Here is a 16,288-nt window from a genome sequence, read left to right as displayed (position 1 = left end):
ACCATTGAGCTACGCCAGCTTGCTGGGCGAAGATCCACGCGAGGCGGCGGCCGCCCAATCCGCTGCGGCGCAGTGTACGGGTGCCAAGCCGCCGGGTCAAACGTTAGGAGCGTGTGGAGCTGGGACTCTCGGGGCGGAGCGCGGAAAGTAGTGAGGAGACGGAGATGTGCCCGTCGCCCTGATCGCCGATCGGGGTGTCGAGCACGCGGGCGAGCGTGAAGTGGAAGCGGCTGCCGACTCCCAGCTCGCTTTCCGCCCAGATCTTTCCTCGATGCGCTTCGATGATGCCTTTGCAGATCGCGAGGCCGAGCCCGGTGCCGCCCTGCTCCCGCGTCGCGGCTTCCTCGACCTGGAAGAACTTGCCGAAGATCCGATCGAGATCGTCCGGCCCGATCCCCTTGCCCTGGTCGCCGACGATCACCTCGTACTCGCGCTCGTGCTCGTGGACCTCGATCGATATCTTTCCGTCCGGCTTCGAGAACTTGAGGGCGTTCGAGATCAGGTTGTCGAGCACCTGCGCGATTCGATTCGGGTCCGCGGCGACAATCGCCGGCACCCTGGGGAGACGGGCCTCCACCTGGATCCCCTGACCGCCGGGGAGCTGGGGCACCCAGAAGAGGCACTTCTCGATCAGCTCGTTGAGGGAAACAGCCGCGATCTGCATCGACAGAACGCCCGCCTCGATTCGCGACACGTCGAGGATGTCCTTGACGAGACCGATGAGCCGCTCGACCGACTCCTGGCAGAACGCGATGAGCTGGCGCTGATCGCTCGTGTAGGTGAATTGCGAGCTGCCCACGAGTAGCTCGAGCGAGCTCTTCATGACCGTCAGGGGCGTCCGGACTTCGTGCGAGGCGATCGAGAGGAATTCGCTCTTCGACCGGTCCAGCGCCTTGACCTGCTCGAAATGGCGCGCGTTGCTCACCGCGGCGGACACCTGGGCGGCGAAGAGCGAGGCAAGCGAGACCGCGTCGTCGTGGAATTCGCCGCGGTCTCCCATCGCGATGAGGACTCCGAGAGTCTCATCGCTCACGCGCAGGGGTGAGGTGAGAGCGTATTCACCGGGGCGCGATTCGAGGAAGCCGAGCCCGGCCATCGCGAATTCCGCGCGCGTGAGGAGCCGCGTCTCGCTTCCCAGGACCCGCGAGATCGCCTCGAGCGGGGTTTCCCAGGAAGACAGGTCGACTTCCCCCGGGCCCAGCCGGGCCCAGAGCTGGATCGACTCGTTCCGCCGGTCTCCGGAGCCTACGATCGCCTCGGTGCCGCCGCAGATGACGCGGAGGCCGGTGGCCGAGATCTCGAGCATTCGCCTCAGGTCCAGCGTCGAGGCCGCGTCCGAGCCGAGCCGGTGCAGCTCGTGAAGACGGGCCCGCTGGGCGTCGTTCTTGGCCTGGGACATTTCGAGGCTCTGGGCCATGTGGTTGAAGGCCGCGGCGAGCGAGCCGATCTCGTTCTTCCGCCGGTCGCTCGCGACGCGGGTACTCAGGTTTCCCTTCGCGATCCCCTGGACCGCGCGGAGCAGATCCTCGATCGGTCGCGTCACCCAGCGGGAGACGAACGTGCTCGCCAAAACGCTCGCCACGAGCCCGAGGAGGAAGATGCCGACCGACACGTACCAGAGGAGCCTTGCTTCCGAGATGAGCGAGGCCGCGCTCAGCTCCACGACGACCAGACCGACCGACCTCCCGCCGACGGTGCGGATCGGCGAGACCGCGACGACACGCGCGCGGTCCGGACGGGTGATGTCGAGGATCTCGGCGTTCGTTCCGGACATTCCGCGGCCGATCAGTTGAGGCGGCACGCTCGATGGAGGCGGAGAACCGATCGGGATGCGGCCGCGCCGGAGCTCGACCTCATCGGTGACCGGAGCGGAGCCGCCCATGTCGACGACGACGCCCCACGAGCCGAGCTGGCCCATCGGCGCGAGCGTGAAGAGGTGGTAGATCGAGGGGCTCGCGCGGCGGAGCGCCCCGAGGTTGGTGACGATCGTCCGGAATCCAGGCGTGTTCATGTCCGCGGGCGTGCGGATCAGCTCGTGATCCTCGACGGCGATGAGCGACGCGGCGGTTTCGGCGGCGGTCGTGGCCGTGCTCAGGATCTGGCGGCGGAGCGCGGCTTGCCCGTTTTGGAATAGGAGGATGGTGGCGAGAACAAGAAACGCGCTTCCTACAGCGAGGAAGAGTATTTGGAGCTCGGCCTTGAGCGAGCGTGCACCTTGAAAGAAGGACATGGGCCGGAGGTATGAAACTCCATCACTGTTTAGGCTTTACGCCGCGCGCGCGTCCCCCCCTTCGAGTCTTCGAGGACGTAGCCCAGCGCCAATATTTCGTCCCTCAGTTCATCGGCTCGTTTCCACTTCTTCTGCATCCTAGACTCATCTCGTGCTCGCACAAGGGTTTGCACCTCTTCCGGGACCTCCTCTTCGGGGGAGGCGTCGCCCCAGAATAGCCCGACTACTAGGCCGAGCTGCCGGAGCGTTTGCCCTGCCGCGGGAAGCGCGGCGCGCTCCGCGGCCGGAGCATCGGCCGAGTCGGCGATCCGATTGATCGCCTTTGCCATCTCGAAAAGATGCCCCTGCGCTTTCGCGGTGTTGAAGTCGTCCTCGACCGCCTCGTCGAACTGACTCGCCAACTCGGCGATCTCGGAGGCGAGGGATGACGCGCCGCGATTTGCCTTCGGCGCGCCGGGGCCCGAGCCTGCCGCCCCTGCGCCCGCCGGTTCCGTCTCTCCCACGCCGGCCTTGGCCAGAGCCTCCCGGAGCCGGGCGTACGCGACCCCGGCCTCCTTGAGGCGCGTTTCGTTCCACTCGATCGGGCTTCGATAGTGGGTCGACTGGAGGTAGAAGCGGATCACCTCCGGCTCGACGCGCGCCGCCACGTCCTCGATCGAGAAGAAGTGCTTCGTAGACTTCGACATCTTCTCCCCTTCGAGATTCACGAGCCCGTTCTCCACCCAGTGCCGCGCAAATGTCTTTCCGGTCGCGGCCTCCGACTGCGCCTTCTCGTTCTCGTGATGCGGGAAGAGCAGATCCTGCCCGCCGCCGTGGAAATCGAAGGTCTCGCCCAGATACTTCATCGCCATCGCCGAGCACTCGATGTGCCACCCCGGCCTCCCCGGTCCCCAGGGACTCGGCCAGGATGGCTCGCCCGGCTTCGCGCCCTTCCACAGGGTGAAGTCGAGCGGGTCGCGCTTCGATTCCCCCACCTCGATGCGCACGCCTGTCCGCATCTCGTCGACGTTCTGCCCCGAGAGCTCGCCGTAGCGCGGGTACTTGCGGACCTCGAAGTAAACGTCCCCACCGGACGCGTAGGCGTAGCCCTTCTGGATCAAGAGCTGGATCAGCTCGAGGATTTCCGGCACATGCTCGGTCGCGCGCGGATAGTGGGTCGCGGGCTTGATGTTGAGAAGCTTGGAATAACGGAGGAACGCGTCGATGTTCCGCTGCGAGACCTGCTGGAAGGGGATTCCCTCCTCGCTCCCCCGCGCGATGATCCGATCGTCGATGTCGGTGAAGTTCGTGACGTAGGTGACCTGGTAGCCCTTCCATTCGAGCACGCGGCGCATCGCGTCGCCCGAAACGGCGTAGCGCATGTGCCCGACGTGCGGCTTGTCCTGTACGGTCATCCCGCAGACGTACATCCCGGCGTGGCCGGGCCGGACCGGCTCGAACGGAACCTTGGCGCGGCGCCCCATGTCGTACGCGCGGAGGCTCATCGCCCCTCGTCCTCAGGGGCCGGAGCCGGTGGGGCGGGTGGAGTGCCCTCGGTGCCCGCGGCGGTGTGGAGCGAGATCCCCTCGGCGCGGAGGCGCTCGAGAATCGCGAGCCGGAGCGCGCGCGCCACGAAGAGCCGCTGCTCGGGCACCGTCTTCGCCTGGAGAAGCAACGAGAACTGGCCCGTGCTCACGTCGTCGATCCCGAGAATCCGCGGGCCTTCCAGGAGGTGGCCCTTCATGCGCGGACTCTCCCGGAAATTGGCCAGCATCGCTTCGATGACGGCGATGACCCGGTCGGGATCCTCGACGAGGCTGATCGGAATCCGCACGAGCGGCGTCGACCAGCTCTTCGTGAGGTTCGTCACCACCTTGATGTCGCCGTTGGGGATGAAATGGATGAATCCCTCCGAGTCGCGAAGCTCGGTGTGCCGCAGGGTGAGCATCTCGACGGTGCCGGAGACCCCGGCGACGCGGATGACGTCCCCGACCGCGAATTGGTTGTCTTGGATGAAGAAGAATCCCGCGATCCAATCCTTGATGAGGGATTGGGCGCCCAGCCCGGCCGCGACTCCGAACCCGCCGGCCGCGGCGAGAGCCGGGGTGATGTCGAGCCCCAGCTCGTGCACCGCCATGAGGACGCCGATCAGGATGATGAGGCCGCGGGAGACGCTGCGGAGAACGCTGCCGATCGTCTTGGCGCGCTTCTCGCGCGCCGCCTCGGCGCCTCGCGCCTCGTCGCGGATGGCGTGCTCGATTCTCCCGATGAGCAGATAGGTGATGCGCACGGATACGAAGGTCGCCAGCGCGACCAGGCCGAGCCGGACCGCGAGCGTGGCGATGCTGAAGGCCTGTTCCTGGGTCGTGAGGAGCGGGTTCATGACCTCAGCGGCCGACCCGGACCGGGGCGGCGTCGACGACGGCGCGGATCAGGTCCGTGTAGCTCAAGCCCGCGGCTGCGGCGGCCTTGGGGACCAGGCTCAGCTCGGTGAGGCCGGGGACGGTATTCACCTCGAGGCACTGCGGCACCCCGTCCTCCCCGAGGCGGAAATCGACACGGGCCACGCCGCGGCAGCGGAGTGCGCGGCACGCCTTGATGCTGAGCGCGAGAAGCCGCTCGCTCATCTCGGGCGGGATCGAGGCGGGCACCTCGTAGCGGCTCGCGCCCGCAGTGTACTTGTGCGCATAGTCGTACCAGCCCGCTTCGGGAATGATCTCGACCACCGGGAACGCCCGATCCTCGATCAAGCCGACCGTGAGCTCACGCCCTTCGATGAACGATTCGATCAGGACCAGCCGGCCGTAGCGCCGCGCCTCCTGGATCGCCGGGAGAAGCTCCGAGGCGCTCTTGGCCACCGTGATCCCGACGCTCGAGCCTTCCTCGTTCGGCTTGACGATCACCGGAAATCCGCCGAGCCGCTTCAGGTCCTCCTTGGAGATCTCCGGGTTCCACTTCGCGGACGGATCCTCGGGCGCCCATAGCTCGACCCATTCCGGGGTCGGGATTCCCTCGACGCGGAAAATTCGCTTCGACATCGCCTTGTCCATCGCGAGCGCCGAGGCGAGCACGCCCGAGCCGGTATAGGGGATCCCGGCGAGATCGAGGAGCGCCTGGAGCGTTCCGTTCTCGCCGTCTCCACCGTGGAGGGCCACGAAGACCAGGTCCGCCCCGCGCGGAATCGAGCGGACGTACGATTCGAGGCCTTCCTGGGCCCGCACCGCGGGGAGGGTGCCGCCCAAGGCGGGCGCCGCGGGCGGCTTCGTCCCGAGGGCCATCGCCTGGTCCGCGTCCCGGAGGAGCTTCCCCGTGCCGGTGTCGAGCAGGATCGGGTCGTGCCCCAGCTCCGCGAGCGCCCGCGCCACGCCCGCGCCGCTCCGCAGCGAAACTTCCCGCTCGGAGCTCAACCCTCCCATCACGACGATGATCTTCACGCCTCGCTCACCTCCATGAGGGCGACGGCCATCGCGGCGATCCCCTCCTCGCGGCCGATCGCACCGAGCCGCTCGTTGGTCGTCGCCTTGACCGAGATCCGCTCGGGCTCGACCCCGAGGGCGCGTCCAAGATTCTCCTTCATCGCCGCGACGTGCGGGCCGACGCGCGGAGCCTCGGCGATGAGCGTCGCGTCGACGTTCACGAGACGCGCCCCGCGCCCGCGAATCATCTCGCGGATCGCCTCGAGGATCGAAAGGCTCGAGGCGCCCCGCCAGCGCGCATCCGTGTCCGGAAAGTGCGCGCCGAGATCGCCCAGGCCCATTCCGCCCAGGAGCGCGTCCCCGATGGCGTGGGCTAGGACATCCCCGTCCGAGTGGGCGTCGGGGCCGCGATCGTGCGCCAGCGCCACGCCTCCAAGAACAAGAGGAAGCCCGCGCGCGAGCCTGTGGATGTCGTAGCCGATGCCGACGCGAAGTCCGCGCCCGGGGCTCTCCGTCATGAGGCTCCTCCGGCGCGAAGATGCGACTCGATCGCGATCACGTCGGACGGCTCCGTCAGTTTCAAGTTCGAGGGATCGCCCGGAACGACGGCGACCGCGAGGCCGGCCGCCTCGACGAGCCCGGCGTCGTCGGTCGCGCCCGCGTCTGTCGCGTCGGGGCGCGCGTGCGCGCGCGCGAGTATATCACGCGCGAAAATCTGCGGCGTCTGCGCCCCCTGCAGCCGGTCGCGTGGAATGGTGCGGACGATCCGCCCGCGATCGACCTCCTTCACGGTGTCGCGGAGCGGGAGCGCCGGAATCGCGGCGCCCGTCTCGCGCGCCGCCTCGAGCACGCGCGAGATCAAATCGCCGTCGACCAGCGCACGCGCCACGTCGTGGACCGCGATGTAGGAGAGGGACCGCTGGAGCGCGCCCATTCCGAGACGAACCGATTCCTGGCGCGTCGCCCCGCCGGCGATCGCCGTGACGCGCGCCCCGCGGGGATTGGCCAGCGCGTCGAGCCGCGATCGGGCTTCCGCGACGAGGCGCTCGGGAACGACCGCCACGATCTCGCCGACCGCGGGGTGCGTCAGGAAGGTCGAAGCCACCCTCTCGAGGAGCGTGCTGCCGCCGACCTCGAGGAGCGCCTTGGGGCCGCGTCCTTCCATCCGCCGCCCCTCGCCCGCCCCGGCGAGGATGACCGCGAGGTCGGGGGGGGTCGTGGCGCGGTCGCTCACGCGGCGCCGGAGCCGAGAGCGCGCTCGATCGCCTCGGCGAGCGTCGCCGCGGAAAGAATTCCCTTCTCTCCGGCGGGCGCCGAGCGCCGCGGCACGATCGCCGAGCGGAATCCGAGCCGCCGCGCCTCGGCGAGACGCCGCTCGATCTGCGGCACGGGGCGGAGCTCCCCTCCCAGGCCCACCTCTCCGATCGCCACCAGGTCGGGCGGAAGGGGACGGTCGCGGAAGCTCGAGGCGAGAGCCAAGGCGATGCCGAGGTCAGCCGCGGGCTCCTCGAGGCGGATTCCTCCCGCGACGTTCACGAAGACATCGGCCCCCGCGAGGGACGTCCCGGCGCGCTTGTCGAGGACCGCGATCACGACGGCGAGGCGCCGGGGATCGATTCCCTGCGCCACGCGCTGTGGGTTCGCGTAATGGGTCGGCGCGACGAGCGCCTGAACCTCCGATAGAAGCGGCCGAGAGCCCTCGATCGACGCCACGACGGCGGAGCCCGGCACCGATTCGCCGCGGTCGCGCAGGAGGCGCTCGGAAGGATTCTCCACCTCGGCGAGCCCGTCCCCCCGCATCTCGAAGACGCCGATCTCGTGGGTCGAGCCGAAGCGGTTCTTGGCCGCGCTCAGGATGCGGTACTCGTGGTGGCGATCGCCTTCGAGGTAGATCACCGCGTCCACCATGTGCTCGAGGGTGCGCGGCCCCGCGACCGAGCCGTCCTTGGTGACGTGCCCGATCAGAAGCACCGGCATCCCGCTCTCCTTCGCGAGGCGGAGGAGCCGAAGCCCGCATTCGCGCACTTGGGAGACGCTCCCAGGCGCCGCGTCGAGGGACGAGACATAGAGGGTTTGAATGGAGTCGATGACGAGGAGCGCGGGGTGGAGCCGGGTCACCTCGGACGCGATGGCGTCGAGATCGATCTCGGCCTGGATCCAGAGCTCGGCCTCGCCCTTTCGCATGGCGAGCCGTTCGGCGCGCATCTTCGTCTGCCGCGGCGATTCCTCGCCCGATACGTAGAGGACCGATCTCCCCGCGCGGCCGAGCGCGCCGGCCAGCTGGAGCGCGAGCGTCGACTTTCCGATGCCCGGGTCGCCTCCGATCAGGACCAGGGAGCCGGGCACCAGCCCTCCTCCCAGAACCCGGTCGAGCTCGCCGATTCCGGAGCGCCAGCGATCCTCCGCGCGCCCTTCGATCTCCTCGAAGCGCTGCGTGGCGGGAGTCGCGGACGCGGAGCCGTACCCGGCGCGGGGCGTCGTGGCCTCGCGCCGGCCGGGGCCTTCGCGGGCGCTGTTCCACGCGCCGCAGTGCGGGCAGCGGCCGAACCACTTGGGGCTTTCGTTCCCGCACTCGGCGCAGAGGAACACGGTCTTCGCCTCGCGGGCCGCGCCCTGAGATGCCTGCCTTCGAGTCATGGCGACTAGAATACGCTGAGCTTGAGGTATCTCTTTGGGTTTTTCTGAATGTCCTTCACGAGCTGGTTCGTGTTCTTGAGGGTTTGGCGGAGCTCGTCATAGAGCGTCGAATCGGTCATGGCCTTTCCGAGCGAGCCTTCGCCGCGGTCCAGCCGTCCCACGACCCGATCGAGAGCCACCGAGGTGGTGGAGAGCTGATCGGAGAGCGCGGCCAGCTTCTTCGAAGCCGTTCCGAAATCGCGGACCGACGTCGTGACACCCTCGGAGTTGGTCGTCGCCATCTGCTTGAGCTCCCGCGCGGCGTCCCGGAAATCGACGACCGCCTGGCGCAGGTCCGCCCGATTCTGGTCCAGGGTCGCGGTCAGGCTCGCGGTGGCCCGCTCGATGTTCTTCGACGCGCGCTCCACGGTCGCGGGGTCGAGCGCGTCCAGCATCACGTTCAGCCGCGAGGAGAGCTCGGTGGCCTCGATGAGGAGGTCCCCCGCCCCGGAGATCACCTCCGGCACGCCGGACTGGAAACGGCCCGGGATCGGCTTGTTCCGGTCGAATTGGCCCGCCGCCTTTCCGGGCTCCAGCGCGAGAAACTTCTCGCCCATGAACCCGATGTTCGCGACGCGAAGCTCGACGTCCGGGTGGAGCGTCACGCTCTTGTCGACCTCGAACTCCACGCGCACTCCCTGATCCTCGAGGGTGATCTTGGTCACAACACCCTTCTTGACGCCGCGCACGGCGACCGGATCCCCCACCGCGAGGCTTCCCACCTCCTCGAAGCGCGCGCTGAAGTAGGTCTTCTGCTTTCCGAGGCGGTACTCCTTCACCCACGCGATCCCGACGAAGAGGAGCACGATGGCGAGGAGTCCGGCGAACCCTACCTGGATCGCGGCGCGACGCGATGTCCGATTCATCCCGGATCCTCTTAGGTGGGAAGGAGGGGGCCTTCCGAGGTCCCCTCGATGAACTGACGCACCACGGGATCGCGGGTCGCCTGGATTTCAGCGGGCGTCCCGATCGCGTGGATGCGACCTTCGTGCAGCATCGCGATGTGGTCCGCCACGTGGTACGCGCTTCGCATGTCATGGGTCACCACGATCGAGGTCATCCCGAGCCTCTCTTGAAGGCGGCGGATCAGGCGGTTGATGACGTCGGCCGTGATCGGATCGAGGCCGGTGGTCGGCTCATCGTAGAGCATGATCTTGGGGTTCATCGCGAGCGCCCGGGCCAGTGCCGCCCGCTTCTTCATCCCCCCGCTCAGACTGGAGGGTCGGAGGTCTTCGGTCCCCTTGAGGCCGACGAGGGCAAGCTTCTCCCCCACGATCATCTCGATCTGGGGCTCCCCGAGCGGCGTATGTTCCCGGAGCGCTAGTCCCACGTTCTCCCCCACGGTCATCGAATCGAAGAGCGCCCCGGACTGGAAGAGCATCCCCATATCCTCCCGAAGCCCGAGAAGCTCGGCCTCGTCGAGCGAAGCCACGTCCACCCCGTTCACCAGCACGATCCCGTCGTCGGGGAGGAGGAGCCCGATTACGTGCTTGAGGAGCACCGACTTACCGCTGCCGCTCCTCCCGATAACGACCAGGCACTCGCCCCTCGGTACGGAAAGATCGACACCTCGGAGCACATCTTTCGTTCCGAGACGCTTCCGTACCCCGTCGAACCGGATCGCCGGCTCAGGCAAAAAGCACCCTAAAGAGAAAGGATGCGAGCAGATAGTCCACGACCAGGATCAGGAGGCAGGAGGCCACGACCGCGCGCGTGGTCGCTTCCCCGACGCCCTCGGCTCCGCCCTCGCTCCGGAGCCCGTAGTGGCACCCCATGGTCGCGATGATCATGCCGAAGAAGAACGCCTTGATCAGCCCCGAGAAGATGTCCTGGACCTTGAAATAGAGCCGGAGGCCGCTCGTGAAGGTATGGCTGCTGACATCGAGGGTGAGCGTAGCGACCAGGTAGCCTCCCAGGATCGCGACGACGTCGGCGAAGATCGTCAGGATGGGCAGCATGATGACCGTCGCCAGGAATCGGGGCACCACGAGATAGCGGATCGGGCTTATCCCGAGCGTCTCCATCGCGTCGACCTGCTCCGTCACGCGCATGGTGCCCAGCTCCGCCGCGATGGCGGCGCTCACGCGCCCGCCGACGACAAGCGCGGTGAGGACCGGCCCGAGCTCGATCAGCACCGACTTCCCGATGACCGTCCCCAGATAGATCATCGGGACGTAGTCGCGGAATTGGTAGGACGCTTGGACCGCCGCGACGGCGCCGGTGAAGAGCGCGACGACCACGGTGAGCGGCATCGAGCCGATGCCGAGCGCCTCCATCTGGGTCACGACGAGGCCGATCTTGCGCGCGCCGGAGGGCAGCTCGCGAAGAGTGCTCCCGAGAAGGATGAAGACCTCGCCCACGTTCTCCAGCCACGCGAGGGTGGAGCGCTTGGGCCAGGAGACCGCGGCCTCGACTGCGGCCTCGATCGGGGTCTCGCCTTCGGTCTCGTTCACCGGATCCTAGGGCCGGGGCTCCGGGACGTCCCGCAGCGACTCGAAGCGGGTGCACTCGCGGATGAAGGCGAGGTCGACGCTTCCGGTGGGGCCGTTTCGCTGCTTGGCGATGATGATCTCCGCCTTGCCGTCCATCTTCGCCGGGTCGCTCTCATAGACCTCGGGGCGATAGACGAAGAGGACGACGTCCGCGTCCTGCTCGATCGCTCCCGATTCGCGGAGGTCGGAGAGCATGGGGCGCTTGCTTCCGCCCCGGGTCTCCACCGCGCGGGATAGCTGGGAGAGCGCGATGACGGGGACCTGAAGCTCCTTGGCCAGCGCTTTGAGCGACCGGGAAATGCTCGAGATCTCCTGCTGGCGGTTCTCCGAATCCTGCGGCCCCCGGATGAGCTGGAGATAGTCCACGAGGATCAGGCCGAGCGGCACCTCGGACACGAGGCGCCGGGCCTTCGCGCGCATCTCGAGGATCCCGATCGCCGCGGTATCGTCGATGTAGATCGACGCCTCGTGCAGCTCCGCGGCCGCGTTCTGCAACCGCTTGTACTCCTCCGCGCTCGCGTAGCCGCGGCGGATCTTGTGGATGTCGACCTTCGCGAGGGAGCAGAGCATCCTCTGGACCAGCGACTCGCGGGACATCTCCAGGCTGAAGACCGCGACGGTCCTCCGATCCTTCGCCTTGATCCGCACCGCGACGTTCTCCGCGATGTTCATCGCCAACGCGGTCTTGCCCATCGAGGGCCGGCCCGCGATCACGACGAAATCGGACTTCTGGAATCCGGCGGTCATCTCGTCGAGGTCGTAAAATCCCGAAGGAACGCCGGTGACGTGGACCTTCCGCTGCCGGTATTCCTCGATGGCCGAATAGCCCTGGAGCACCAGCTGGCGCATCGGCAGGAACCCGGTGCGGAGCCGTTCGTCGGAGATCGCGAAGATCGACTGCTCCGCGCGGTCGAGGAGGTTCGAGGGATCCTCGCGTCCCTCATACGCCTCGCCGACGATTCCCGTACCCACCTCGATCAGCCGGCGCAGGATCGATTTCTCTCGGACGATCTTGCAGTAGTGATCGATATTGCCGGCCGTCGCCACGAACTGATCCAGCGTCGTCAGGTACGTCACGCCCCCGACCGCTTCCAGCTCCTTCCGGCGGTTCAGCGCCTCCACCAGCGTCACCATGTCGACCGCCTCGCTGCGGTCGAAGAGCTCGAGGATGGCCCTCCAGATCTTCCGATGGGCCTCGCGATAGAAGGCATGCTCATCCAGGTTCTGAATCGCGGACGCGATCGCGTCGCGGGAGAGGAGCATCGATCCGAGCACCGACCGTTCGGCGTCGAGCGCCTGGGGCGGGAGGCGGGCGGCGTCGTACTCGGCCTCCGACTCGCCGGTCATCGGACGGACATCGCCGCGCGCGTCGCGGCTTCGGGCCGGCCTCACGCGTTGCCCCCGGAGCGGAGCAGCTCCCGCACTTGCTGGAGGTCCGCCCACGCGTCGCGCTTCAGCGCGGGGTTTCGGAGCAGCGCGGCCGGGTGGTAGGTCGGGATCAGCCGGACGCCGCGGAATTCGAAGACGCGGCCGCGCATCGAGGTCATGGAAGATTTCGTGCGCAGGAGCGCCTGCGCCGCGGAGAGGCCGAGCGCGCAGATCAAGGAGGGTCGGATCAGCGCGATCTGCTGCTCCAGGTAGGGGAGGCAGCGCTCCACTTCCTCGGGCAGAGGCGTGCGGTTCTCGGGCGGCCGGCACTTGAGCACGTTGCAGATGTACACGTCTTCGCGCTTCAAGTCGATCGCCGCGAGCATCTTGTTGAGGAGCTGCCCGGCGCGGCCGACGAAGGGGATTCCCTGCGCGTCCTCGTCCCGACCCGGCGCTTCCCCGACGAGGAGAAGCCGCGCCGTGGGCGCCCCGTCCGCAAACACGGTCTGGGTGCGCGTCTCGCAGAGACCGCACTTGCGGCAGGTGGAGACCAGCGTGGCGAGGGATGGGAGGTCTTGGGGAAGGTCGGTGCGCGGCGCGAGCGGCTGAGCGATCGGAAGGGCGGCCGGGCTCGTGGGGACAGCGCTCTCGAACCCGGGGAGCGCCAGCACCTCTGTGGTCGAGGGTCCCGGGACATCGGAAGCGCCCGCGTCCCCGAGCACGAGGCGCGTTCTTCCGCGGGCACGCTCCCTCTCGAGCAGCACCCGCGCCTCCCGGGCAATCCCGGCCAGCTCTCCCCGCCCCTCATCCACCGGCGTTCCCTCAGTTCTTGTCGAGTGCCTTCGCCACGCGGAGCAGGATCGCGCGAGCGATCTCGGTCTTGGGACGGAGCCCGAGCGCTTCCACGCGCCCGGCCGCGTCGACGAGTGTCACGTCATTCTGATCCGATCCGAACGCGGACCCCGGCTTGAGCGGATTGTTGACCGCGATCAGGTCGAGCCCCTTCTTCTTCCGCTTCTCTTTCCCGTGACGCAGCTCATCCTCGGTCTCGAGGGCGAACCCCACGAGATGCTTCTTGGGGTAGCGCGCTCGAACCCGCATTAATATGTCCGGCGTCGCCTTCAGCTCCAACGCCAGGCCGGAGCCCGACCGGGGCATCTTCTTCCCGCTCTTCTTCGCGGGCGTGAAGTCGCTGACGGCTGCCGCCATAATCAGCGCGTCGGCATCCTTCATGGCCTTGATCACAGCGTCGGACATGTCGGTCGCCGTCGCGGCCTCGGAGCGCTCCACTCCCGCCGGAGCCGGCGCCGATGTGCGGGCGGTGATGAGGCGCACCGTGGCGCCAAGATCCCGCGCCTGCTCCGCGATCGCGAACCCCATTTTCCCGCTCGACCGATTGGTGATGACACGAACAGGATCGATGGGTTCCTCGGTGCCGCCCGCGGTAACGACGATTGTCCGTCCGCGTAGGGGAAGCCCGTTGGTCGAGGGCGGCAAAGTCGAACCGTAGGGAGCCTCCGCGGCCCGCGCGGAGCGCGGGCGAGAACCCAGCTCCTGGAGGTTCGACTTTGCCGCGCCCAGCGCGTTCCCACACGCTGCCACAATCGCCTCTATCGTGGCCATCCTGCCCATTCCGACCTCACCGTCCGCCAGCTCACCATCATCTGGGCCGACGAAGTGGACACCGCGAGCGCGCAGCGCGGCCACGTTTTCCTGAACCGCCGCGTGCTCCCACATGGCCACGTTCATCGCGGGCGCCAGGAGCACCGTCGAGCGTGTAGCGAGGAGGGCGGTGGAGAGGAGGTCGTCGGCCAGCCCGTGGGCCAGCTTTCCGATGGCGTTCGCGGTTGTCGGGGCGACCAACACAAGGTCGGCCTCGCGCGCCAAACCGATGTGGGCCATGCCGAGCGAGGAGGGTGGAGCACCCTCGAACCAGGGGCCCGTACCCAGCGCGTCACGCTCGAACAGATCGGTGAGAACCGGCCCATGGGTCACGGAGCGGAGTGCATCCTTCGTCACGAAACGCCGCGCGCTCTTCGTCAGGATGACCGAGACGCGCGCCCCCTCCCGCCCGAGAGAGCGGACCAGCTCCGGCGTTTTGTACGCGGCGATGCCTCCCGTGATCCCGAGCAGAACGCGGGCGCCGCTGAGGGATCGCCGCTCCGTCATTGGGGCCTACTCCTCCGCCTCCACCACCGGCTCGACCACGACGTCATCGGGGTTCTCCCGGTAGCGGTAGAGGACGTTGCCCTTCAAGGCCTCCTCGAGGGCGACGTTCGTGACTTTTCCGCCCAGGTTGAGGCCCGTAACGCGGGACAGCTCATTCAAGCGCCGCGCCTCTTTGGCCGCGACGATGATCAGCTCGTATTTGCTGGGAATGTTGCTCGATCGAAGCACGCCTGCCTTCTCGTCCACGAACTCCTCCTTACTGGGTCTAGCTCACTCGTCGCGACGCCCGGCAGGCCTCCGCCTCGATGATGGCGGCTACCTTCCGCGTCGCGGCTTCCAGATCATCATTCACGACCGCGTAGTCGTACTCGCGTATCAGCTCGACCTCGCGGCGCGCGTTCTCCAGCCTCAGGCGAATTCGCTCCTCGCTGTCGGTCCCCCTCGCCCGCAGCCGCTCCTCCAGGTCCGCCAGCGACGGCGGCAGGACGAAGATGAACACTCCGTTCGGGTATATTTTCCGCACGGACCGGCCGCCCTGCACATCGATGTCGAGGAGCACGTTCCTCCCGGACGCCAAGATCCGCTCGGTCTGGCTCCGAAGCGTGCCGTACCACTCCCCGTGCACCTCGGCCCACTCCACGAACTCGTTGGCATCGACCCTGCGGCGAAACTCGTCCCGCGAGAGATAGAAGTAGTCGCGACCCTCCTCTTCGTGGGGCCGTCGCGTCCGCGTGGTCGCCGACACCGAGTAGACGAGGTCCGACGGATAGCGCCGGAGCAGCTCCTTCACGAAGGAGCTCTTCCCCGCGCCCGACGGGCCCGAGATCACGACGACGAAGCGCCGGTACTCGGTGCCGATCAGACCGGGATCACTCGATGTTCTGGACTTGCTCGCGGATCCGCTCAAGTTCTTCTTTGACTTCGACCACCTGCTCCACGATCGACACGTCGTTGGCCTTGGAGCCGATCGTATTGATCTCGCGGTTCATCTCTTGCAGAAGGAAGTTGAGCTTCCTCCCGGGCGTCGATTCCTCCTCGAGGAACTTGCGAAAGTGATCGCAGTGGGCCTCGAGCCGTACGCACTCCTCCGTCGAGTCGAGGCGGTCGGAGAGGAGCGCGACTTCCTGCGCGATCCGCTCTTCCGGAAGATCTCCTCCGTCGAGAAGGACCCGGACCCGCTCGCGGAGCTTCTCCGCCGTCTCGCGCACCTTTTGCGGCGCGCGCTCGCGGATCTTGGAAACGCGACTCCGGATTCCCTCGACCCGTGCCTCGAGGTCGCGCTTGAGGGCGGCCCCCTCGGTCTCCTTCATCCGGATCAAGTCGTCGGTCGCCGCCGAGACGACCTGCCGCAGCAGCCCGAGATAGAAGTCGGGGTCGCGCCCTTCCCCTTCCCAGACGAACACGCTCGGAAGGGATGCGAACGTCCCGAGGTCGACATCGCCGCTCAGCTTGTATTTCTTCTTCACCGACTGGAGGAGCTCGAAATACCGGTCCGCGACCCGCTCGTCGAGCGTGAGCTTGCCGGTCGGTTCCCGCCCCTCTTCGCCGTCGGTGCCCCAGTTCACGACCAGGCTGATCTTGCCCCGGTTCGTCCGGTCCTGGATGATCTTCCGAGCCTCAGCCTCGTAGGCCGCCAGTTCCCGCGGCAACCGGGCCGAAAGCTCTGTAAATCTATGGTTTACGGATCGGACTTCGGCCGCGAGGCGGAGGCCGTCAACCACGGCCTCTCCCCGGCCGTAACCCGTCATGCTTCGGACCATGATTGCTTTCGAATGCTCCCTGGGGGTGAACGCGTACTTTAACCCGGCTGGGAGTGGGCGTCAACGCACCGGGGCGAGAAAGGTGGAGCTGGCCGCTACGCTCCTAACCCTCGAACATTGCAGCAGTAAGGATCTTGTGCCGACCCATGGCGGCCCGGAAGCTCCACGCGGCGATCGCGAGCAGCAATGCCGCGATGG

16 protein-coding genes are annotated in these 16,288 nt (G+C 67.5%); all 16 read right to left on the bottom strand.

Features of this window, described 5'->3' with window-relative positions:
- Nucleotides 1-103: 103 nt before the first annotated feature.
- A complete protein-coding gene (locus tag E6K79_07695) occupies nucleotides 104-2,230 on the bottom strand; it encodes a cell wall metabolism sensor histidine kinase WalK (protein TMQ64427.1) in 2,127 nt (708 codons plus the stop codon).
- A 29-nt stretch (nucleotides 2,231-2,259) separates the two neighbouring features.
- Nucleotides 2,260-3,714 carry a cysteine--tRNA ligase gene (locus tag E6K79_07690; GenBank protein TMQ64426.1) on the bottom strand — a complete coding sequence of 485 codons (1,455 nt, stop codon included), beginning with the start codon at nucleotides 3,712-3,714 and terminating at the stop codon, nucleotides 2,260-2,262.
- Nucleotides 3,711-4,592, bottom strand: a complete 882-nt coding sequence (locus tag E6K79_07685) for a mechanosensitive ion channel (GenBank protein TMQ64425.1) — start codon at nucleotides 4,590-4,592, stop codon at nucleotides 3,711-3,713. The genes E6K79_07690 and E6K79_07685 overlap by 4 nt, the downstream gene beginning before the upstream one ends.
- Before the next feature lie 4 nt (nucleotides 4,593-4,596).
- Nucleotides 4,597-5,643 (bottom strand): D-alanine--D-alanine ligase, encoded by a 1,047-nt coding sequence (locus E6K79_07680; GenBank protein ID TMQ64424.1) that lies wholly within the window; start codon nucleotides 5,641-5,643, stop codon nucleotides 4,597-4,599.
- Nucleotides 5,640-6,143, bottom strand: coding sequence for a 2-C-methyl-D-erythritol 2,4-cyclodiphosphate synthase (locus E6K79_07675; GenBank protein ID TMQ64423.1), 504 nt, complete (start codon nucleotides 6,141-6,143; stop codon nucleotides 5,640-5,642). Before E6K79_07675 ends, E6K79_07680 begins: the two co-directional genes overlap by 4 nt.
- Nucleotides 6,140-6,859, bottom strand: a complete 720-nt coding sequence (gene ispD, locus E6K79_07670) for a 2-C-methyl-D-erythritol 4-phosphate cytidylyltransferase (protein ID TMQ64422.1) — start codon at nucleotides 6,857-6,859, stop codon at nucleotides 6,140-6,142. Before ispD ends, E6K79_07675 begins: the two co-directional genes overlap by 4 nt.
- Nucleotides 6,856-8,262 (bottom strand): DNA repair protein RadA, encoded by a 1,407-nt coding sequence (gene radA, locus E6K79_07665; protein ID TMQ64421.1) that lies wholly within the window; start codon nucleotides 8,260-8,262, stop codon nucleotides 6,856-6,858. Before radA ends, ispD begins: the two co-directional genes overlap by 4 nt.
- A gap of 5 nt (nucleotides 8,263-8,267) precedes the next feature.
- Entirely contained in the window at nucleotides 8,268-9,167 is a 900-nt protein-coding gene (locus E6K79_07660) for an MCE family protein (GenBank protein TMQ64420.1), read from the bottom strand.
- A gap of 11 nt (nucleotides 9,168-9,178) precedes the next feature.
- Nucleotides 9,179-9,937 (bottom strand): ATP-binding cassette domain-containing protein, encoded by a 759-nt coding sequence (locus tag E6K79_07655; protein ID TMQ64419.1) that lies wholly within the window; start codon nucleotides 9,935-9,937, stop codon nucleotides 9,179-9,181.
- A complete protein-coding gene (locus E6K79_07650; protein ID TMQ64431.1) occupies nucleotides 9,930-10,727 on the bottom strand; it encodes an ABC transporter permease in 798 nt (265 codons plus the stop codon). The genes E6K79_07655 and E6K79_07650 overlap by 8 nt, the downstream gene beginning before the upstream one ends.
- A 33-nt stretch (nucleotides 10,728-10,760) precedes the next feature.
- Nucleotides 10,761-12,140, bottom strand: coding sequence for a replicative DNA helicase (dnaB, locus tag E6K79_07645; protein TMQ64430.1), 1,380 nt, complete (start codon nucleotides 12,138-12,140; stop codon nucleotides 10,761-10,763).
- A 41-nt stretch (nucleotides 12,141-12,181) separates the two neighbouring features.
- Nucleotides 12,182-12,883, bottom strand: a complete 702-nt coding sequence (locus tag E6K79_07640) for a uracil-DNA glycosylase (GenBank protein ID TMQ64429.1) — start codon at nucleotides 12,881-12,883, stop codon at nucleotides 12,182-12,184.
- 100 nt (nucleotides 12,884-12,983) lie between these two features.
- The gene (locus E6K79_07635) at nucleotides 12,984-14,330 is read right to left on the bottom strand and encodes a bifunctional phosphopantothenoylcysteine decarboxylase/phosphopantothenate synthase (protein ID TMQ64418.1); all 1,347 of its coding nucleotides are present in this window, start codon (nucleotides 14,328-14,330) and stop codon (nucleotides 12,984-12,986) included.
- A 6-nt stretch (nucleotides 14,331-14,336) separates the two neighbouring features.
- Nucleotides 14,337-14,576: a DNA-directed RNA polymerase subunit omega gene (gene rpoZ / locus E6K79_07630; GenBank protein ID TMQ64417.1), complete on the bottom strand. Its 240-nt coding sequence runs from the start codon at nucleotides 14,574-14,576 to the stop codon at nucleotides 14,337-14,339.
- 19 nt (nucleotides 14,577-14,595) lie between these two features.
- Nucleotides 14,596-15,189 (bottom strand): guanylate kinase, encoded by a 594-nt coding sequence (locus E6K79_07625; protein ID TMQ64428.1) that lies wholly within the window; start codon nucleotides 15,187-15,189, stop codon nucleotides 14,596-14,598.
- A gap of 10 nt (nucleotides 15,190-15,199) precedes the next feature.
- A complete protein-coding gene (locus E6K79_07620) occupies nucleotides 15,200-16,093 on the bottom strand; it encodes a YicC family protein (GenBank protein ID TMQ64416.1) in 894 nt (297 codons plus the stop codon).
- Between the last annotated feature and the right edge of the window lie 195 nt (nucleotides 16,094-16,288).

The sequence above is a fragment of the Candidatus Eisenbacteria bacterium genome, from assembly GCA_005893305.1.
In the GTDB taxonomy this organism is placed as follows: domain Bacteria; phylum Eisenbacteria; class RBG-16-71-46; order SZUA-252; family SZUA-252; genus WS-9.
This window is presented reverse-complemented; position numbering and strand designations above follow the sequence as displayed.